The 18,464-nt window shown below is 69.7% G+C and carries 22 protein-coding genes; 12 read left to right on the forward strand and 10 right to left on the reverse strand.

Annotated elements, in window-relative coordinates:
• The first annotated feature begins 115 nt into the window (after window positions 1–115).
• Genes ACQHII_RS45085 through ACQHII_RS45095 form a run of 3 tightly spaced genes read left to right on the forward strand, consistent with a single transcriptional unit; the run spans window position 116 to window position 2,642 of the window.
• Complete coding sequence (locus ACQHII_RS45085) at window positions 116–1,297, forward strand: hydroxylase (RefSeq protein WP_427924720.1); 1,182 nt, start codon at window positions 116–118, stop codon at window positions 1,295–1,297.
• 36 nt (window positions 1,298–1,333) lie between these two features.
• Window positions 1,334–1,852 (forward strand): flavin reductase family protein, encoded by a 519-nt coding sequence (locus tag ACQHII_RS45090; protein ID WP_427924721.1) that lies wholly within the window; start codon window positions 1,334–1,336, stop codon window positions 1,850–1,852.
• 46 nt (window positions 1,853–1,898) lie between these two features.
• Window positions 1,899–2,642 (forward strand): hypothetical protein, encoded by a 744-nt coding sequence (locus ACQHII_RS45095; RefSeq protein ID WP_427924722.1) that lies wholly within the window; start codon window positions 1,899–1,901, stop codon window positions 2,640–2,642.
• Window positions 2,643–2,649: 7 nt separating this feature from the next.
• On the opposite strand, the gene ACQHII_RS45100 is transcribed toward ACQHII_RS45095, so the two are convergent.
• On the reverse strand, window positions 2,650–3,069 hold the full coding sequence (locus ACQHII_RS45100; protein WP_427924723.1) for a nitroreductase/quinone reductase family protein: 420 nt from the start codon (window positions 3,067–3,069) through the stop codon (window positions 2,650–2,652).
• Window positions 3,070–3,159: 90 nt separating this feature from the next.
• On the opposite strand from ACQHII_RS45100, the gene ACQHII_RS45105 reads away from it, so the two are divergent.
• Window positions 3,160–3,816, forward strand: a complete 657-nt coding sequence (locus ACQHII_RS45105; protein ID WP_427924724.1) for a TetR family transcriptional regulator — start codon at window positions 3,160–3,162, stop codon at window positions 3,814–3,816.
• 30 nt (window positions 3,817–3,846) lie between these two features.
• On the opposite strand, the gene ACQHII_RS45110 is transcribed toward ACQHII_RS45105, so the two are convergent.
• On the reverse strand, window positions 3,847–4,497 hold the full coding sequence (locus ACQHII_RS45110) for a PASTA domain-containing protein (protein WP_427924725.1): 651 nt from the start codon (window positions 4,495–4,497) through the stop codon (window positions 3,847–3,849).
• Between the two features lie 43 nt (window positions 4,498–4,540).
• Entirely contained in the window at window positions 4,541–4,738 is a 198-nt protein-coding gene (locus tag ACQHII_RS45115) for a hypothetical protein (protein ID WP_427924726.1), read from the reverse strand.
• 270 nt (window positions 4,739–5,008) lie between these two features.
• On the opposite strand from ACQHII_RS45115, the gene ACQHII_RS45120 reads away from it, so the two are divergent.
• Window positions 5,009–5,398 (forward strand): hypothetical protein, encoded by a 390-nt coding sequence (locus ACQHII_RS45120; RefSeq protein WP_427925571.1) that lies wholly within the window; start codon window positions 5,009–5,011, stop codon window positions 5,396–5,398.
• 31 nt (window positions 5,399–5,429) lie between these two features.
• Here ACQHII_RS45120 and ACQHII_RS45125 read toward each other — a convergent pair whose 3' ends face one another.
• From ACQHII_RS45125 to ACQHII_RS45135, 3 genes are read right to left on the reverse strand one after another with little or no spacing between them, the layout of a single operon-like run.
• Window positions 5,430–6,188, reverse strand: a complete 759-nt coding sequence (locus ACQHII_RS45125; RefSeq protein ID WP_427924727.1) for an SDR family NAD(P)-dependent oxidoreductase — start codon at window positions 6,186–6,188, stop codon at window positions 5,430–5,432.
• Between the two features lie 49 nt (window positions 6,189–6,237).
• Entirely contained in the window at window positions 6,238–7,002 is a 765-nt protein-coding gene (locus tag ACQHII_RS45130; protein WP_427924728.1) for an SDR family oxidoreductase, read from the reverse strand.
• A 26-nt stretch (window positions 7,003–7,028) separates the two neighbouring features.
• Entirely contained in the window at window positions 7,029–8,153 is a 1,125-nt protein-coding gene (locus tag ACQHII_RS45135) for an acyl-CoA dehydrogenase family protein (protein ID WP_427924729.1), read from the reverse strand.
• A gap of 131 nt (window positions 8,154–8,284) precedes the next feature.
• Here ACQHII_RS45135 and ACQHII_RS45140 point away from each other — a divergent pair, with 131 nt between their 5' ends.
• Window positions 8,285–9,457, forward strand: a complete 1,173-nt coding sequence (locus ACQHII_RS45140; protein WP_427924730.1) for a thiolase family protein — start codon at window positions 8,285–8,287, stop codon at window positions 9,455–9,457.
• A 15-nt stretch (window positions 9,458–9,472) separates the two neighbouring features.
• Here ACQHII_RS45140 and ACQHII_RS45145 read toward each other — a convergent pair whose 3' ends face one another.
• Window positions 9,473–10,951 carry an aldehyde dehydrogenase family protein gene (locus tag ACQHII_RS45145; RefSeq protein WP_427924731.1) on the reverse strand — a complete coding sequence of 493 codons (1,479 nt, stop codon included), beginning with the start codon at window positions 10,949–10,951 and terminating at the stop codon, window positions 9,473–9,475.
• A 188-nt stretch (window positions 10,952–11,139) separates the two neighbouring features.
• Here ACQHII_RS45145 and ACQHII_RS45150 point away from each other — a divergent pair, with 188 nt between their 5' ends.
• Window positions 11,140–12,399 (forward strand): amidohydrolase family protein, encoded by a 1,260-nt coding sequence (locus tag ACQHII_RS45150; RefSeq protein WP_427924732.1) that lies wholly within the window; start codon window positions 11,140–11,142, stop codon window positions 12,397–12,399.
• Between the two features lie 80 nt (window positions 12,400–12,479).
• Here ACQHII_RS45150 and ACQHII_RS45155 read toward each other — a convergent pair whose 3' ends face one another.
• Together ACQHII_RS45155 and ACQHII_RS45160 are read right to left on the reverse strand one after the other, a co-directional pair.
• Window positions 12,480–13,484: an LLM class flavin-dependent oxidoreductase gene (locus tag ACQHII_RS45155; RefSeq protein WP_427924733.1), complete on the reverse strand. Its 1,005-nt coding sequence runs from the start codon at window positions 13,482–13,484 to the stop codon at window positions 12,480–12,482.
• Window positions 13,485–13,548: 64 nt separating this feature from the next.
• Window positions 13,549–14,322, reverse strand: coding sequence for an enoyl-CoA hydratase/isomerase family protein (locus tag ACQHII_RS45160; protein ID WP_427924734.1), 774 nt, complete (start codon window positions 14,320–14,322; stop codon window positions 13,549–13,551).
• A 116-nt stretch (window positions 14,323–14,438) separates the two neighbouring features.
• Between ACQHII_RS45160 and ACQHII_RS45165 the strand changes: the two genes are divergently transcribed.
• From ACQHII_RS45165 to ACQHII_RS45175, 3 genes are read left to right on the forward strand one after another with little or no spacing between them, the layout of a single operon-like run.
• Window positions 14,439–14,747, forward strand: a complete 309-nt coding sequence (locus tag ACQHII_RS45165) for a hypothetical protein (RefSeq protein ID WP_427924735.1) — start codon at window positions 14,439–14,441, stop codon at window positions 14,745–14,747.
• Between the two features lie 19 nt (window positions 14,748–14,766).
• On the forward strand, window positions 14,767–16,281 hold the full coding sequence (locus tag ACQHII_RS45170; RefSeq protein ID WP_427924736.1) for a class I adenylate-forming enzyme family protein: 1,515 nt from the start codon (window positions 14,767–14,769) through the stop codon (window positions 16,279–16,281).
• Complete coding sequence (locus ACQHII_RS45175; protein WP_427924737.1) at window positions 16,278–17,315, forward strand: phosphotransferase family protein; 1,038 nt, start codon at window positions 16,278–16,280, stop codon at window positions 17,313–17,315. The genes ACQHII_RS45170 and ACQHII_RS45175 overlap by 4 nt, the downstream gene beginning before the upstream one ends.
• On the opposite strand, the gene ACQHII_RS45180 is transcribed toward ACQHII_RS45175, so the two are convergent.
• Entirely contained in the window at window positions 17,243–17,629 is a 387-nt protein-coding gene (locus ACQHII_RS45180; RefSeq protein ID WP_427924738.1) for a TetR/AcrR family transcriptional regulator, read from the reverse strand. The genes ACQHII_RS45175 and ACQHII_RS45180 overlap by 73 nt on opposite strands.
• Window positions 17,630–17,732: 103 nt before the next feature.
• Between ACQHII_RS45180 and ACQHII_RS45185 the strand changes: the two genes are divergently transcribed.
• Together ACQHII_RS45185 and ACQHII_RS45190 are read left to right on the forward strand one after the other, a co-directional pair.
• On the forward strand, window positions 17,733–18,056 hold the full coding sequence (locus ACQHII_RS45185; RefSeq protein ID WP_427924739.1) for an SDR family NAD(P)-dependent oxidoreductase: 324 nt from the start codon (window positions 17,733–17,735) through the stop codon (window positions 18,054–18,056).
• The gene (locus ACQHII_RS45190) at window positions 18,053–18,460 is read left to right on the forward strand and encodes an SDR family NAD(P)-dependent oxidoreductase (RefSeq protein WP_427924740.1); all 408 of its coding nucleotides are present in this window, start codon (window positions 18,053–18,055) and stop codon (window positions 18,458–18,460) included. The genes ACQHII_RS45185 and ACQHII_RS45190 overlap by 4 nt, the downstream gene beginning before the upstream one ends.
• Window positions 18,461–18,464 lie beyond the last annotated feature (4 nt).

The raw sequence follows: 18,464 nt of genomic DNA on the forward strand, positions 1-18,464 counted from the left end.
AGTCCCGGTCAGCGGAAACCGGCCAGCGGGCGCTCGGTACCGGAAATGACACTGGGATCATCCCGCCGCGTGTGTGCGGCACTTGCGAGGAATCAGCCAGCAGGAGGTGTGCGGCGTGACGCACGAAGTGGTCAACCGTGTCGAGGAACTCGGGCCCGAACTGGCCGCACTCGCCGAACAGAACGAGAAACTGGGCAAGTTGAGCGACCGCACCGTCGAACTCCTTTGCTCCGCAGGGGTGATACGGCTCCTGCAACCCAAGGAGTTCGGCGGCTACAGTGCCCACCCCCGCGACTTCGCCGAAGCGGTGATGGCGGTCGCGCGGTACGACGGGGCGGCGGGCTGGGTGTCCGGTGTCGTCGGCGTACACCCTTGGGAACTGGCCCAGTTGGACCCCCGGCTCGCCCACGAGGTGTGGGACGACGACCCGGACACGTGGATCGCCTCGCCGTACATGCCCAACGGCATCGCGGAACCCGTCGACGGCGGCTATGTGCTCAGCGGCCGCTGGCCCTTCTCCTCAGGGAGCGACCACTGCAGCTGGGACTTCCTCGGCGCGCTCGTCGGCGACGGCAAGGGGAAGCCGGCGGGGCCGATCTCCGTGCTCCATGTCGTCCTGCCGCGCTCGGACTACGAGATCATCGACGGCACCTGGGACGTCATCGGCCTGGCGGGCACCGGCAGCAAGGACGTCGTCGTCGACAAGGCGTTCATCCCCACGTACCGCACCATCCGGCAGGAAGTGGTCCAGGAGGGCAGTGCCGCCGAGGCGGTCGGACTCACCGACACCCTCTACAAGCTGCCCTTCAGCTCCATGTTCCCCCTCGGGATCACCGCCGCCGTCGTCGGCATCTGCGAGGGCGCCCTCGCGCTGCATCTGGCCCAGCAGAAGGACCGGGTCGCCGTGACCGGGGTACAGGTACGCGACGATCCCTACGTGCTGTACGCCGCAGGAGAGGCCGCGGCGGAGATCGCCGCCTCCCGGGTCCAGTTGATCGACGGCATCAGCCGGTTGTACGACCAGGTCGAGGCAGGGAAGCCCATCAGCGTCGAGGACCGGTCCAATGTCCGCCGCAACCAGGTGCGTTGCGCGTGGCGGGCCGTCGCCGCCCTGGACGAGATCTTCGTACGGTCCGGCGGAAACGCGATCCGGCGCGGCAACCCGCTCCAGCGGTTCTGGCGGGACGCGCACGTCGGGCTCCAGCACATGATCCACGTCCCGGGGGCGGCCTATCACGCAAATGCCCTCGCCCAGATGGGACTTGAGCTGCCCGAGCCGATGCGCGTCCTGATCTGACGGGACGTCAAGAGAGTGGGCGAGCAAGGAGGGGCCGTGGCTGACGCGGTCGAGGCGCGCTATTTCCGTGAGGTGCTGGGGCACTTCCCCACCAGCGTGGTCGCGATCACCACGACGGACAGCGACCGGCAACCCCAGGGAATGATCGTCGGAACCTTCATGTCCGTGTCCCTGGAACCGCCCCTGGTGTCCTTCCTGGTGGACGGTTCCTCCAACACCCTGCGGACGATCCGGACGGCCGGGCGGTTCTGCGCCAACGCCCTCGCGGGCAACCAGGAACGCCTGTCCCGGCGGATGGCCGGCGGCCCGAACCGTTTCGAGGGGACCGAGTGGGAGGAATCCCCGCTCGGCAATCCCGTCCTCGCCGGAATCGTCGCATGGGTCGACTGCACGGTCGAGAAGATCGTCGAACTCGGCGACCACCAACTCGTCGTCGGACGGGTCCGCACGCTCCGCGTCGAGTCGATGAAGACCCCACTGCTCTTCTTCCGCGGTGGATACGGCGACTATCTGTCCAGCGCGGGACTTCTGCTGGACAGGCTCGTCGGCTGGTGAGAGAGCGAAGAGCACAAAGAGCCGCGAGATCAAAGGAGATCCGTTGATGCGCCAGGACCTGCATTTCAGATTGGAACGCATCTCCGCATGGTGCGGATTTGTACTGCTGCTGGGATTCGCCGTGGCTTTCTCCGTCGGCCATCTCATCACGCCGATGGACCCGACGAAGAATGCGCAGGGCGTCGTCGAATTCCTCACCGACCATCAGACGGGCATCCTCGCCTGCGCCGCGATCATGGTCCTTGTCGTGCCGTTCGAGTACCCGTTCGTCGTCCTGACCAGCATGCAGATGCGCCGTATCGAAGGCGGCTGGGGCCTGCTGTCCATGGTCCAGCTCACCACCGGCGTCGTCGCGCCGATCGGCTTCTTCTTCCCGATCGCGATACTCGCCGCCGCTGCCTACCGACCGGAAAGCCACTCGCCCGACGTGCTCTACGCGATGTCGGACATCTACTGGCTCATGCTGGTCGGCAACGCCTGCATATTCGTCCTCCAGGTCTGGTCGATCGGCTACGCGGCACTCGTCGATGACCGCGCCAAACCGGTTTTCCCGCGTTGGTTCGGCTATCTCAACCTGGTGCTCGGCGTGCTGCTCATTCCGGGCGCCTTCGTCTTCCTCACCAAGACCGGCCCGTTCGCCTGGAACGGAATCCTCGCGAACATGCTGCCCACGCTGGTGTATTTCATCTGGAAGATCGCCACACCGATCGTGCTGCTGCGCGCCGTGAAATCCGAGGAGGAGGAAGCGAAGGCGAAGGCAGCGGAACCCGCCGCGCTCGCGAGCACATAGCCGGCCGTCAGCCGAGCCCCCGGGAGCCGACGATGAGGAACGTGGGATGGTCGGCGGGGTCGGGGAGCTGCCGGAACGTCTCGGCCACGGTGGGGAAGCGGCCGAACCGTTCCAGATAGACCTGGATCAGCGGCGTGCGCTCCGTCACCGGGACCTCGACCGCCTCGAACTCCTCGCCACGGCCCTTGCGTTGGAGCCGTCCGCTCTTCGCGGCCCGCAGATTGCGCGACCACTCGGTGTTGCCGCGGGGTGCTATCAGATAGCGCTCCCCGTCGTGGTCGAGGACGGCCACCGGCACACTCCGCCAGCGGCCCGAGACACGGCCCCGGACACTCAGCGTGCTCAGCACCGACCGGGCGAAGAGCTTGGCCATCCGGTTGCCGATGACCCGGGCTCCCCAGGGCGGGGGCAGGTACGGGGTACTCATCGGGACCTCCTCGGAGACGGCAGTGAAGTACTATCTAGGGTGACCCAAAATATAGGGTCACCCTAGAGTATTTTCCGGACGGAGGCGACGATGGGACTGCGCGAGCTGAAGAAGGAGCAGACGCGGACACTGATCGCTGACATCGCCTGGCGGCTCTTCACCGACCGGGGGTTCGACGCCGTGCGGGTCGCCGAGATCGCCCGTGAGGCACGCGTCTCGGAGGCCACCGTCTTCAACTACTTCCCGCGGAAGGAAGACCTCCTCTACTCGCGGCTCGACGACTTCGGCGAACGGCTCCTCGCGGCAGCCGACTCCCGGCCGCCGGGCGCCTCGGTCCTGGACGCCGTACGGACCTTCCTGACCGGGACGGCCGGGCTCCTCGCCCAGGTCGCGGCCGGCGACGACGAGGCCCTCGTACGACTGCGGACCGTGCACCGAATGATCGCCGACAGCCCCACGCTACGAGCTCGCGAACAGCAGGCGATCACCGATGCGACGACGGCACTGGCCGCCCTCCTCGCGGCGGAGTCGGCCGAGACCGACGAGGTGACCGCGTACGTGGCGGCCAACGCCCTGATGGGTGTCCACCGGGCGCTCATCGACCTCGTACGCCGACGCGTTCTCGCTGACGAGGCGCCGGATCGACTCGCCGACGATGTCCGGGCACAGGGCACCCGCGCCTTCGCCCTCCTCGGGAAGGGGCTCGCGGACTACGGCGTACGTCCAAGTGCGGGGAACGGACGGTGACTTGACCGGCCGTCCCATGACATGCCACCGCTACGGACAGGACTCCCCGAACTTCACCGCCTTGAACTCCACGGGCTGCCCGGTCAGTTTCGTCCCGGCCGACGGTTTCTGCGAGCAGACCTGCCAGTTCGAGGGCAGCAGGATGAAACGCCCTTTGCCGGACGCGTCCTTGACCGTGACCGACGTCCCGGACGCGAGTGCGGCGCGGGCGGTGTTCACCGACTTTCCCTTGAAGTCCGGCATTGTCGAGCCGGCCCGTGCGGGTGGGGACTGGTCCTTCGACGGGCAGGTCTCGGCGAGCTTCACCGCGCCGAAGTCGAGCCGGGTGGTGGTGGCGGTACGCGTACCGGCCTTCACGTTCTGCGAGCAGACCTTCCAGTCCCGGTCGAGGATCTGGTGGCGGTCGCGGCCGAGCGAGTCGTGGGAGGTGAGGCTGTAGAAGCCCTGTTTCTGGGCGGTGTCCTGGGCTGACTGGAGCCCCATGCCCACGAAGGCGGGAACGGTCCTGGTCCCGCCACCGGTCTTGGCGTTGCCGCTCGCGCCCGCGGTCGTGCCCCCTTGCCCGGTGTCGGGATTGCAGGCGGTTCCGAGGCCGCCGATGACGAGGACGCCTACGACGACTCCGACGACGAGCTTCCCCTCACGCCGCCTGTTCGGCGACAGGAATACGGAGTTGGACACGGTACGCCCCCTGGTGTCATCGGCAACGCGGGCTGATCCGCGCCTACTTGAGATGCTGCCCCAGGAAGTCGACGATGTGCCCCGTCGTCCCCTGCGTGGACCAGGGCAGGGCGGCCGAGGTGTCGCCGGTGAAGGACAGGTCGGCCGGGCCGAACTCGTCGACCACGCCCTGCACTTCACCGCTCTGGTCGAGGTTGTCGCCGACGTCGAAGGACTTCTCCCCGTTGGTCGCGCCGGTCATCGCGGCACGACATCACCCGGGAGGCGGTACGAGTGGTAAGGCGGAGCCCGCTGAACCCGGCAGGGCGCCGCTGCGGCGCGACGCCGAGCTGAGCCGACGCCGGCTGATGGCCGCCGCCCGCGAGGTGTTCCGGGACAGGGGAATGGCAGCGACCCTCGACGACGTCGCCCGTCACGCGGGGCTCGGCGTGGGGACCGTCTACCGGCACTTCGCCAACAAGGAAGAGCTGGTCGACGCGGTCTTCGAGGACATGATCGACCGGGTCGAGGAGTGCGCGCGGGAAGCGTCGCCGATCCCGATCCATGGCACGGGCCGGCGGCCGGCCCGGAGAAGGTCTGCGAACTCCAGGCGCACGATCGCGGGCTGCGCGAGGTCATGCTGGGCACCGGCAAGGCCGCCCGGCGGCGCGCCCTCGTCGACCGGCCGATCAAGCCTCTGGTCGATCCACTCATCGACCGCGCCGAGGAGCAGAGGGCGCCGCGGCCGGATGTGGAGCCCCTGGATCTCCCGATGATCCAGCTGATGGTGGCAGCGGTCACCGACCAGACCGGAGAACCCGACCTGTGGCGCCGCTATCTGCGGATGCTGCTGGACGGCATGCGCACCCGCCCGGACGGCACCGAGCCGCTGCCGCCGGGCCGCAAGTCCCACCCGCTGTGACTCGGGAAGCCGGACACTCCGACTCGAAACGCTAGACGGAGAGCGCGAACCCGCCCGTCACCCGCAGCGTCTCACCCGTGACGAACGACGCCTTCGACGAGACCAGATACAGCAGCGCCTCGACGATGTCCCGTTCCTCGCCCTCCCGTTGGAGGATCTGCTCGCCCAACACCCGCTTCGCCTCGGCCTCGGGCAGTTGGGCACGCACGGTGTCCGTGAAGATCAGGCCCGGCGCGATCGCGTTGACCCGGATGCCGTCGGCGGCGAACTCCCGCGCGAAGGACACCGTCAGACCGCGCACGGCGAGCTTGGAGACGCCGTAGATGCTCCGGTTGGCGTAGGCCGCCGACGAGGAGATGTTGACGATGGCGGCACCCGCGCGTCCCCGCATGGCCCGTTGGGCCGCGAGGGAGCAGATGACGACGCCCATGACGTTCACGTCGAGCACGCGCCGCACCTTGGCGAGGCCGAGTTCCGTGAACGGCCGGTTGTAGGCGGCGTGCAGGCCCGCGTTGTTGACCAGGATGTCGAGACCGCCGTGGCGTGCGACGACCTCGTCCATCACCGTTTCGACGGCGGCCTCGTCGGCCACGTCACAGGCCACGCCCGTCAAACTGCCTCCGGCGGCGGTGAGTTCGGCCGCGGCGGCCTTCGCCGCGTCCCCGTCGATGTCCGCGAGCACGACATGCGCGCCCCGCGCCGCCAGCGCGGCGCCGAACGCCTTGCCGAACCCGCGCCCGCCCCCGGTGATGAACGCGACCTTGCCCTGGTGCTCGTCGTGATCCGGCATTACGGATGCTCCCCTCGTCGTCCTGGCTCCAACCGGCCCCTGACACCGCTCACTTGGGACCGAACCGCTGCCCCGCGTCGAGCCGCAGGCACTGGCCGTTCAGCATCGGGTTGTCGACGACGGCGAGCGCGAGCTTCGCGTACTCCTCCGGCCGGCCGAGGCGCTTGGGGAACGCCGCGTCCTTGACCAACTCGGCGCGCACCTCGTCCGGGATCTTCTCGACGGCGCCCGTGTCGAACAGGCTGGGCGCGATGGCCAACACCCGGATGCCGAACGGCCCGAGATCACGCGCCATGGTGAGACACATGCCGGCGATCGCGGCTTTGGCCGCCCCGTACGCGACTTGGCCGATCTGCCCCTCGAAGGCCGCGATCGACGACGTGTTGACGATGACACCGCGTTCGCCGTCCGGGTCCTCGGGCTCGTTGCGGCTCATGTGCGCGGCGGCGAGCCGGCTGATGTTGAAGGTCGCGACGGTGTTGAGGTCGAGGATGTGGCGGAAGGTGTCGAGGTCGTGTGGACCGTTCCTGCCGAGGGTTCGTTTCGCCTTGCCGCCACCGGCAGTTGTGATCGAGACATGCAGCCCGCCCAACGCCTCCACGGCGGCGGCGAGCGCACTCTCCGTCGCCTCGAAGTCGGTGACGTCGACCGGTTCGAAACGCCCGCCGAGCGCCGCCGCGACCTCGGCACCGGCCGACGCCGGACGGTCGAGCACGACGACGTCGGCACCGCGCGCCGCGAGCAACTCGGCGCTGGCCCGGCCCATTCCGGAGGCCCCGCCGAACACCACGGCCTTCTTGCCCTTGATCTCCATCGGTATCGATTCCCTTTCGCTTGCGCTCAGGCCGGCGCGGCGGACCGCTGAAGGAGGGTGCAGAGCCGGTCGCGATGGACGGCGGTGTCCCCGTACAGCACCCGGTCGGCCCTGGCCCGGCGCAGATGGAGGTGCAGGTCGTGCTCCCAGGTGAAGCCGATCCCACCGTGCAACTGCAGGGCGCGGGCGGCGACTTCACCGGTACCGGCCGTGGCGTAGGAGGCGGCGGCACAGGCCGCCCGGGCGGTGTCGTCGGCGCCGGCATCGGCGGCCATCGCCGCGTAGTAGGTGGCGGCACGGGTGCCGTGCACGATCAGCGCCATGTCGGCGCAGGCGTGCTTGACCGCCTGGAAACTCCCGATCGGCCGGCCGAACTGCACCCGGGTCTTGGTGTGTTCGACGGTCAGCTCCAGCATCCGCTCCATCACACCCAGCGCGTCGGCACACCGCAGGACGGACGCCTCGTCGAGCAGGGCCTGGACTCCGGCCGGCCCACCGTCGAGACGGGTGTCGAGCGGCACGCGTACGGCATCGAGGCGGACCTCGTGGAACGCGCGCGTGGGATCCAGAACGCGCTGCCGCCGGACGGTCACTCCAGGAGCCGCGCGGTCGACGAGGAATGACGCCGGTACACCGTCGTGGAGCGCAGTGACGAGCAGCCAGCGGGCACCGCCGGCATCCTGTACCACGGTCTTGACCCCGTCGAGGACGACTCCGCCGCCGTCGGTGCGTGCGGTGGCGTGGATCCCGTCCAGTGTCCAGGGCGCGTGCGGCTCGGCGAAGGCCCAGGTGGCCCAGCCGTCCCCGGCGGCGAGCGCGGGCAGAACCTCGGAGCGCAGCCGCTCGGAACCGCCGTGGGCGATGCCCCTGCCGACGACCGCCGTCGGCAGGAACGGGCCCCGGCCGAGTGCGCGCCCGATCTCCTCGGCGACCAGGGCGAGTTCGACCAGGCCCTGGCCGGAGCCGCCGTACTCCTCGGGCAGGGCCAGGCCGGGCCAGCCGAAGTCGGCCGTCAGGCGCCACAGCTCGGGGTCGACGTCTTTGGAACGGTCCATCGAGGCTCGTACGACGGCCATCGGGGCCCGGTCGGACAGCAGGTCGCGCGAGGCCTCGCGCAGCATGGCCTGCTCCTCGCTGAGCTCGAAGTTCACCAGCCACCACCCGGGTCCGCAGCGGATCAGTACCTCGAAGAAGGTATCCTCTTTTGTGTCGCCGGTCGAGATCCAGTACGGATTCTGGGCGTTCTTACGTCCGTATCGCCAAGTTGAGTATCATCAATTGCATGACTGATGCCGTTCTGCTCGCCGCCTGCCGCACCGCGATCGGTACCGCCCGCAGGGGAACGCTCCGCGACACCAGCGCCTTCGACCTCGCCACAGTCGTCGTACGGGAGGCGGTCCGGCGCTCCGGGCTGCCGCTCGATCTGATCGACGACGTCGTCCTCGGCGAGACCCTGGCCGGAGGCGGCGACATCGCCCGCTACGCGGCACTCGAAGCGGGGCTCACGCATGTGCCGGGACTCGCCCACAACCGGCACTGCGCCTCGGGGCTGGCCAGTGTGGCGACCGCCGCCGCGGGCGTGCTCGCCGGCATGGACCGCGCGGTCGTCGCCGGCGGCACCCAGTCCTCGTCCACCGCCCCGCGGACCCGACGCCGGATTCCGGGCACCGACGACTGGCAGGACCCTTGGTCGTCGCCCTCGCACGCGCCGACCCGCGAGGCCCCCAACAACGACATGGCCACGCTGGTCGGCTGGAACACGGCCCGGTTGACCGGTATCTCCCGCCAGGACATGGACAGTTGGGCCCTGCGCTCGCACCAGCGAGCCGTCCGTGCGATCGACGAGGGGCAGTTCGTCGACGAGATCGTCCCTGTGGACGTCACCGACCGCAGCGGCTCGGTCTCCGTGTTCGACACCGACGAACACCCGCGCCGCGACACCAGCATCGAGAAGCTCGCCGCACTTAAGGCGCTGCGCCCCGAGATAGAGGGCTACTCCATCACCGCGGGCAACTCCAGTGGGGTGAACGACGGTTCGGCCGCGGTCGTCGTCGCCTCCTCCGAGATCGCCGCCCGTCATGGGCTCACCCCGCTCGCCACCGTACGGTCGTGGGCGAGCGTCGGAGTCGACCCCGTCGAGACGGGACTGGCCCCGATCGCCGCCATCCGCAAGGCACTTGACCGGGCCGGGCTGCGGATCGAGGACGTCGATCTGTTCGAGGTCAACGAGGCCTTCGCCGCGGTCGCCGTCGCCGCCACCCGTGAACTGGGCCTGGATCCCGAGCGGGTGAACCCCTTCGGCAGCGGGTGCAGCCTCGGCCACCCGATCGCGACCACAGGCACCCGCATGATCGTCACGCTCGCGCACGAGCTGCGCCGCCGTGGTGGAGGCACCGCGGTCGCGGCGATGTGCGCGGGCGGCGGCATGGGATCGGCGATGGTGCTCACCGTGTGACGTGCTGGGCACCGGTCAGCGGGCCGCCCAGCTCACCGTCTTCGTCTGGAGATACTCGTCGAGCCCGAACTCGCCCCATTCCCGGCCGAGTCCGCTCTGCTTGTAACCGCCGAACGCGGACCGTGGGCTCACCCCGGCGCTGCCGCCGTTGATCGTGACCCCGCCGGTCCGCAGCCGGGTCGCCATCTCGTACGCGGCCACGGTGTCGGCGCTCCACACGGCACCACCGAGGCCGTAGAGACTGTCGTTGGCGATGTGTACCGCCTCCTCGTCGGTGCGGAACGGGATGACGACGCCGACCGGTCCGAAGAACTCCGTCCGGGCGACGGTCATCGCGTTGTCCACGGCGGCGAAGAGCGTCGGCTCCACGAAGTAGCCCCGGTCGAGCCCGGCCGGACGCTTCCCGCCGCACACGATGCGGGCGCCCTCCTCCTCGCCGACCCGGATCAGCTTCTCCACCTTGTCCCGCTGGGCCGCGCTGATGAGTGGCCCCATTGTGGTGGCCGCGTCGGCGGGATCACCGACCCTGACCCCGGCGAGGGCCGCGCTCAGCCGGTCGACGAACTCGTCGTGGACGGACTCGTGCACCAGCGTGCGGGTCAGCAGCGAACAGCCCTGCCCCGCATGGGTGGTCATGCCGGAGAACGCGGAGCGGACGGCGCCGTCGAGGTCGCCGTCGGCGCGCACGATGCTGGCCGACTTGCCGCCGAGTTCCAGGACGACCTTCTTCATGGAGGCCGCGGCCTGGGCGTACACCGTGCGGCCCACCGTGTCCGAGCCGGTGAAGCTGACGAGATCCACCATCGGGTGCGTGGTCAGCTCCCGGCCGGCCTCCACATCGCCGGTCACGATGTTCAGCACCCCCGGCGGCAGCCCGGCCGCGTCCGCGAAGTCGCCGAGCAGCAGTGAGTCGAGCGGGGTCTGCGGCGCCGGCTTCAGGACGACGGTGCAGCCCGCGGCCAGGGCGGGGATCACCTTCATCATGCTGAGGAAGAAGGGGAAGTTGTACGCCGAGATCAGTGCGCACACCCCGAACGCCTCGCGGCGCAGCACCCCTTGGAAGATGCCGGCGCCCGGCGCGATCGTGGGATCCATCGGACGCTCCCACGCGAATCGGGGGATCACCCGCTCCGCCATGTCCCGCAGATGCGCCACCGGCACCCGGGTCTGCAGCGTCTCCGCGAGCCCGCGCACCGAACCCGCCTCGGCCATGTTCACGGCGACCAGTTCCGGCAGCCGCCGCTCCAGCTCCTCGGCCATGCGCAGCAGTAGCGCACCGCGCTCGGCCGGCCTCATCCGCGGCCACGGCCCCTCGTCGAAGGCCCGGCGCGCCGCCTCGACCGCCCGCCGCACATCCCCGAGCGAGGAGTCCGGCACTTCGGCGACCGTCTCCTCCGTCGCCGGATTGCGTACGACGATCCGCGCGTCCGACGTGCCGTCGGTGTGCCGTCCGTCGATGTAGAGCCGCGAAGAGAACGAGTACGTCGTCGTCATGTGCCGTCTCCTCATCAAGTGTGTCCCCTGTTGAGTGTACTGAATTAAGAGGGGTGGGTCAGGGCTGTGCCATTTTTATTGACTCGACCGGTCGGTACAGCTAACTTCGCAGATATCTGGGGGTCGGCCTTCTGGCTACGAACGACGGAGTTCGAAAAGAGGTACCGCCTGTGTTCAAGGAATTTGTTGTGTCCGGCGATTCGCACATCATCGAGCCGGTCGATCTGTTCAAGACCCGTCTGCCCAAGGCGCTGCGTGAACGTGCCCTGTGGGAGGAGGAGTTCACCCTGGACGAGCCGATCGTCCCGGGTGGGCACACGGAGTTCAAGAAGCTCCACACCATCGGGTTCGACGGCTGGACCATCTCCAAGTACCGCCAGACCGGCGGGGAGACCCCGGACGGCGATCCCGACCACATCATCCGGGACATGAACTTCGACGGCGTGGACGCCTCGGTGATGTTCCCGAACCTCTCGCTGTTCGTCCTGTTCACCGACGACCACGAGCTGTCGATGGCCCACGCGCGCGTGTGGAACGACTACCTCGTCGAGCGGTACCTCCCCTACAAGGACCGGCTGCGCCCCACCGCCGCGATCCCGATCACGGACGTCCCCGCTGCCGTGGCCGAGATCGAGCGAGTCGCGGGTCTCGGACTCGGCGCGATCCTGCTCCCGGAGATCCCGCCGCTGCCGTACTACGCCCGGGAGTACGACCCGGTGTGGGCCGCCGCGCAGGCCCACGGCCTGCCGGTGTTCATCCACGTCGCCACCGGCGGCGTGAAGGTCAAGGAGCAGATCTCCGGGACGGCGCAGACCGTCCGGGGCCTGATGACGTCGATGAACATGGGCAAGGGCAACCTCACCGACGACATGGTGGCCGGCCGCACCATGGGCTTCGCGGCCGGTGCCGGAGTGGCGGGTCCGCAGGGCATCATCGCCAGCCTGGTCGGCGGCGGGGTCTGTGAGCGTTTCCCGGACCTGCACTTCAACCTGATCGAGTACACGGCCGGCTGGCTGGTGTCCTTCATGGGATACATGGACAAGGCGTGGAAGACGGGCACCGGCCAGGACCCCGACTGGTGGCTCGGTTTCTGGGACGACAACCGTCCCGCCAACGAACAGCCCTCGATGGGAAGGCTGTTCGCGATCAACGACAAGTGGCCCTACCCGCTCAAGCCCACCGAGTACGTCCGCCGCCAGATCCATGTGCAGTTCGCGGACGACCCCACGGCGGTCAAGGCGCGTCACATCACCGGTCTGTCGACGGTCATGTGGGGCAACGACTACCCGCACGCGGAGGGCACCTTCCGCAGCAGCGCGGAGTGCATCGCGGAGAACTTCGAGGGCGTCAACGACGAGGACCGCGCGGCCATCCTGGGCGGCACGCTCGCCGACGTCGTGCACTTCGACAAGAGCCGCAAACTCGCCCCGGTCACCGAAAGTGCCTGACCATCGGAACGGCGTTTCAGGGCACTGAGACGCGACGGTAGCGGCGGGCGGTCCGAGGGTGCCGCCCGCCGCTTCTCCTGTCAGGGCGTGGGCAGTTCGCCGATCAGGGCGAGGGAGGCGCGGGCGTACGCGGCCCGGCGCCGCCGGCTCACCAGGAAGCTGGGCGGTGCGAAATAGCCGACGTCCCGAGGGAGCGAACCGGCGCGAGCGGCGAGCATGTCCTTCGCGTCGGCCGTCGTCCCGCACACGGCGATCGCGGTCAGCATCTCGTCGGTGACGGCGGCGGCCATCGCGTCCGTGTCCCCGGCCCTGAACGCCTTGCGCAGCTGCGCCACCGGAGCCTCCCAGCCGTGGTGGGCGACGAACGGGTCGTACGTCTTCACCGTGAGGTAGAAGGCGATCATGCGGCGGGCGTCGGCCACCGCGCGTTCGGGGGCGGAGTCGTCCACCGCCGTGATGACCCAGCCGTGCTCCAGGGGTGGTTCGGTGCGTCCGGCAGTGGCGGTGCCGCGCTCGACGGACGGCCGTACGACGTCGTTCCACCAGGAGCGGGTGAACAGCCCGTGCCCGATGACGCCGTCGGCCACCCGGCCCGCCGTGGCGGCCATGCGCGTGTTGAACGCGGCGAGCAGCACGGGGATGTCGAGCCGGCCGAGCACGGGGGCGCGGACGTCGGCGTCCAGCGAGTAGAACTCGCCGGAGTAGTGGACCTTCTCGCCGTTCTCCGCGTGCAGCCAGGCGCGGACGGCGCCGACGGTCTCCGCGATCCGGTCCACCGGGCGGTCGGCGGGTACGTCGAGCCAGTCGCGGTTGATACGGAACGCGGCGCTGCCGAGGCCGAGGAAGAGCCGTCCCGGCGCCTGGGCGTGGAGCTGGCGCAGCGCGGTGGCGTGCGCGTACGGGGTGCGGGCGAAGGCGTAGGCGATGGCGGGCCCCGCCAGGGCGCGTTCGGAGTTCGCGACGATCTCGGCGAGGGTGAGGTAGGCGTCGTGGTCGACGAACTCGCCGGCGCAGAAGGCGCCCGCACCGGCCTCCTCGGCCTCGTGCGCCACCTCTCGGCCCGGCCAGGGCATGCCGAATCGCATCAGAGCCAGCCCTTCATGGAACCTCGTGAATAAAGGATACTGTTTTATGGAGCGTAGGGGAGTGTCAGCGCAGTGTCCACCGTCCTCGCGGCACCGTGGCGCGGTCCACCTCGGCCTTCCCGACGGGGTTTCCGATCTGCGTGTACGACAGCCCGGTGCGCAGGGCCTGTGTGCGGGTCGCGTCCAGGGACTCCCAGATCGCGCGAACCGTGCCCTGGATGGCGGCCGGCGGTTTGGCGGCGATGATGCGCGCGATCTCGTCGGCCCGGTCCCAGAGCTCCGCACCCGGCAACACCTCGCTGACCAGGCCGATCTGGAGGGCCCGTGCGGCCGACACGCGCTCGTCCAGGCCGAGCAGTGCGATGCGCAGGGTCTCGCCGAGCGGGATGCGGCGGGCCAGCCCGATCGGTTCGAGGGCGGCGGTGAGTCCGTAGCTGACATGCGGGTCGAAGAAGGTCGCGTCGTCCGAACAGATCAGGATGTCGGCCTCGTTGAGCCAGTAGAAGGCGCCACCGGCGGCCATCCCGTGCACCGCGCAGACCAGCGGTTTCCACACCTGGTTGAGCTTCGGCGACAGGAACTCCCCGGGGTCGGTCTGCGACCAGGCGTTGGGATGCCGGTCGATGCCCTCCTTCACGTCCATGCCGGTGCTGAACGCCCGCTCGCCCGAGCCGCGCAGCACGACGACCCGCACGTCGTCGTCGGTCTTGACCCGGTCCCAGATCGCGGAGAACTCGTCCAGCATCTGCTGGTTGAAGCTGTTCATGGCCTGCGGCCGGTTCAGCGTGATGGTGGCGACATGGTCGGTCACCTCGAACAGGACGGTCTTGAGATCCATCCGGCGACTCCGTTCGTGGACTCGGTTCGTCATCTCGACGTGATCGAGGTAAGTAGTATACTTTTTTCTGGTCTTCGGGCGTCCGGAACGGAACAAGATCCGCGGAGGAACCTGCGATGAGGCCACGAGTGGGACAGATGCTCGCCAGCACGGTGGACACGACGGCGGTGGTGGTCGTGCGCTGCCCCGACAGCGAGCTGGACATCACCTGCGGCGGTGCCGCGATGGCCGAGGGGCCCGCGACCGGGGCCCCGACCGGCACCCCGGACCCGGACCGGATGGACGGTTCGCTGCTGGGCAAGCGCTACGCCGAGGAGGACCTCGGCCTCGAACTCCTCTGCACGAAGGGGGGACCGGGCACCCTCGCGGTGAACGGCGTCCCGCTGCCGGTGAAGACCGCGAAGCCGCTCCCGGCCTCGGACTGAGAAAGAGGGAAGCGCGCCGATGAACGTGTCGATGATCCTGGACATGGCCGCCGAGGGCTTCGGCGACCGGATCGTGATCGGACGCGCACAGGACGGGCTCACCCCCGTACGGCTGCGCGAACTGGCCCTCGGCGGGGCCCGGGTGGTCCGCGCGGCCGGCGCCGACGCGCTCGTGTACCTGGCCACGAACGGCCCCGCCTTCGCCGTCGCCCAGTTCGCCGCGGCCCACGCCGGAGTCCCGCTCGTCCCGGTCAACTACCGCCTGGGCGAAGAGCAGTTGGACGCGCTGCTCGCGAACCACCCGCGCGCCCTGGTCATCGCCGCCCCCGACCAGGACGCGGCCCCGCGCCGCGCCGGACTACCGATCCGCAGCCCGGCCGACTGGCTCACGGAAGCCGCCGCGCACACTGACGGCGACACCGAACCGGCCCCACCGACCGACGCCCCCGCCGTGCTGATCTACACCAGCGGCACGACCTCGGCCCCGAAGGGTGTGGTCCTGCGCCACCACAACCTGGTGTCGTATGTGCTCGGCACCGTGGAGTTCGCCGCAGCGGACCCGGCCGAATCGGCGCTGATGAGTGTGCCGCCGTACCACATAGCCGCCGTCTCCAATGTGCTGACGAACCTCTACGCCGGCCGACGCACCCTCACCCTCGACCAGTTCACCCCCGAGGCCTGGCTGGCGCTCGTCCGGGAACAGCGGGTCACCCACGCGATGGTCGTCCCCACCATGCTCGCCCGGATCATGGACACGGCAGGGTTGGACCGTTCCATACCCTCAATGCGCTCGCTCGCCTACGGTGGCGCGAGGATGCCGGTGCGCGTGATCGAGACGGCGCTGCGCTCCTGGCCCCGCGTGGACTTCGTCAACGCCTATGGCCTGACGGAGACTTCGTCCACGATCTCCGTGCTCGGCCCGGCAGAACACCGCGCGGCCGTCGCCAGCGACGATCCCGTCGTACGGGCCCGGCTCGGCTCGGCCGGACTGCCGGTGCCGGGCATCGAGATCGAGGTCCGTGACGTGACCGGGGAACCCCTCGGCGCGGGGGAGACGGGGCAGATCTGGGTGCGCGGGGAGCAGGTCTCGGGGGAGTACGCCGGTCAGGGCTCCGCCGTCGACGAGCGCGGCTTCTTCCACACCCGCGACCGCGGCCGCCTCGACGCCGACGGCTACCTCCACATCGAAGGCAGGTCCGACGACACGATCATCCGCGGCGCGGAGAACATCGCCCCCGCCGAGATAGAGGACGTACTGCTGCGCCACCCGGACGTCCTGGACGCCGTCGTGGTCGGTGTCCCCGACGAGGAGTGGGGGCAGCGCATCGAGGCCGTGGTCGTAGCCCGCGACGGCGCGCAGGTCGACGCCGGAGCACTGCGCGCGGCCGTGCGCGGCACCCTGCGCGGCTCGAAGACCCCGGAGCGCATCACGTACTGGACCGAACTCCCGCGCACGGTGACCGGCAAACTGGTGCGCCGCGACATCGTGGCCGCACTCACCGCACCCGAGAACGGGACGAAGGGGCAGGCATGAGCGTCGCGACCAACACCCCTGACGTGCTACGGGAGTTGACGGACCGGACGGCCTCCGCGGTCGTCGGCTGGATCCCCGGCGCCACCGTCGACGGCGTCGAACCGCTCACCGGCGGCACGTCGAGCCTGACGTACGTCGCGACCCTGTCGGGTGTCCCGGCCGGTTACGAACGTGTCGTCCTCAAGGTGGCCCCGCCCGGCCTGCCCCCGGTCCGCAACCGGGACGTGCTGCGCCAGGCGCGGCTCATGGCCGCCCTGGCCGGACAGCCGGGCGTTCGGGTGCCGAAGGTGCTGTTCTGCGACGCGGGCACGCCCCCGGACGTACAGCCTTTCGTGGCAATGGAGTTGGTGCCGGGGGAGTGCGTCGAACCGATACTTGTGCCGCGCGGCAGGCTCACGGCGGGGGAGGTGCGGTCCCGCGCGCTGGACGCGGCCCGGATGCTGGCCGACCTGCACCGGGTGGATCCGGCGCGGACGGCGCTCGCGGCGGAGTCGGCCGTGTCGCTCCACGCCGAGATCGACCGCTGGACGCGGGCGTTCGGCACCGTCCCCGACGACCTGCGCACCGGGCACGAGGCGGTCGCCGACCGGCTGCACGCCACCGCGCCCGCCGCCATGACACCGGTGTTCACCCACGGCGACTACCGGCTCGGCAACACGCTGTGCGCGGACGGTTCGATCACGGCGATCATCGACTGGGAGATCTGGTCGCTAGGTGATCCCCGAGTCGACATGACCTGGCTGACCTTCTTCACCGACGAGGCCCGCCACCCCGCCTCTGCGTCGGACGAAGCGACAGGCATGCCGAGCAAGGCCGAACTGGTGGGCGCCTACGAGGAGTTGCGAGGCGAGGCGCTGCACGACCTGCCGTGGTTCGAGGCGCTCACCAAGTACAAGGAGTCGGCGGCGACCGCCCTGCTGATCAAACGGGGCCGCAAAGCGCGGCAGTTGAACGCCATGCATCAGCGGATGCTGCCCGCGCTCCCGGTATTGCTGGACGAGGCGGCCGAACTGCTGGGCACAGCCCGCAGTTGACGGATGCCCAGATCGAGGGCCGCTTCGAGATGTGTGAGCGAGCCGGTGGGCATCATGATCAGGACGCCGATGGCGAGCTTGTCCTGCCACGAGGCGACGAGCTGGCTGGTGACGGCCCGCACACCGGGTGAGGCGGGGGTCAGCTGGGAGATGAGCGCGTTGAGGTGGGGCTGCTGGCAGGACAGGACCCAGTCCGCCTCGTTCTGGGCCAGGGCGAGCAGGAGCTCCTCCTTGCCACCGGGGAAGTAGCGGAAGAGCTGGCTCTTACTGGTGGACGTGCGGGCCCGGATGTCGTCCAGGGTCGTCTCGGTCACACCGCGGGCGCGAACGCTCCCTCGGCGGCGAGGGCCCCGAGACGGCCGCTCACTGGACTTGCGGGTCCATTTGCCGGGTACACCGATAGCGTTGGTGAAGCCGGTGACCAGGGCATTCCGCCTTAGTCGCTCGATCATGTGGCTGTACCTCTCCGAGTCCACTCGCCGGAGGAGATCCGTCGTCAGCGGACGCGACGAGCGGCGCGGAGCCGAGGTGGTGGCCCGTATCGAGAAGGACGGCGATACGGGGGCCTTCGTCCAGGCGGATCTGTCCGGGGGCGCCGAGGTGATCGACCGCTTCGCCACCGAGGCGCGCACCGCGGCCGGCGGGCGGATCGACGTGCTGGTCAACAACGCGGCGCTGATCCTCCCGCCCGCCCCACCGCCGAGGTCGCCCGGGAGACCATCGACGAGGCGCTGGCCGTGAGCGTGCGGTCGGTGTTCCTGCTCACCGGCCTGCTCGCACCGCCCATGGCCGAGCGAGGCCACGGCGCCGTGGTCAACCTGGGCTCCATCTCCGGCCTGCGGGGCAGCGCGCACTCGGCGCTCTACAACATGACCAAGGCGGCCGTGCACTCGCTCACCACGTCGTGGGCCGGGGAGTACGGACCACACGGCGCGCGGGTCAACACCGTTGCTCTCGGACCGACTTCGACCGAGAAGGCCGCGACGATGGAGGAGCGCCTGGCCCCGTTCGTCGCGCGCATGCCCTCCGGCCGTGCCGGTACTCCGGACGAGGTGGCCTCCGCCGTCGTCTTCCCCGCGAGCGACGAGGCATCCCGGATCCACGGCGCCACGCTCACCGTCGACGGCGGATTCTCGGCGGTGTAGAACC

The sequence above is a fragment of the Streptomyces sp. cg40 genome (assembly GCF_050320165.1).
Classification (GTDB): Bacteria; Actinomycetota; Actinomycetes; order Streptomycetales; family Streptomycetaceae; genus Streptomyces; species Streptomyces hokutonensis.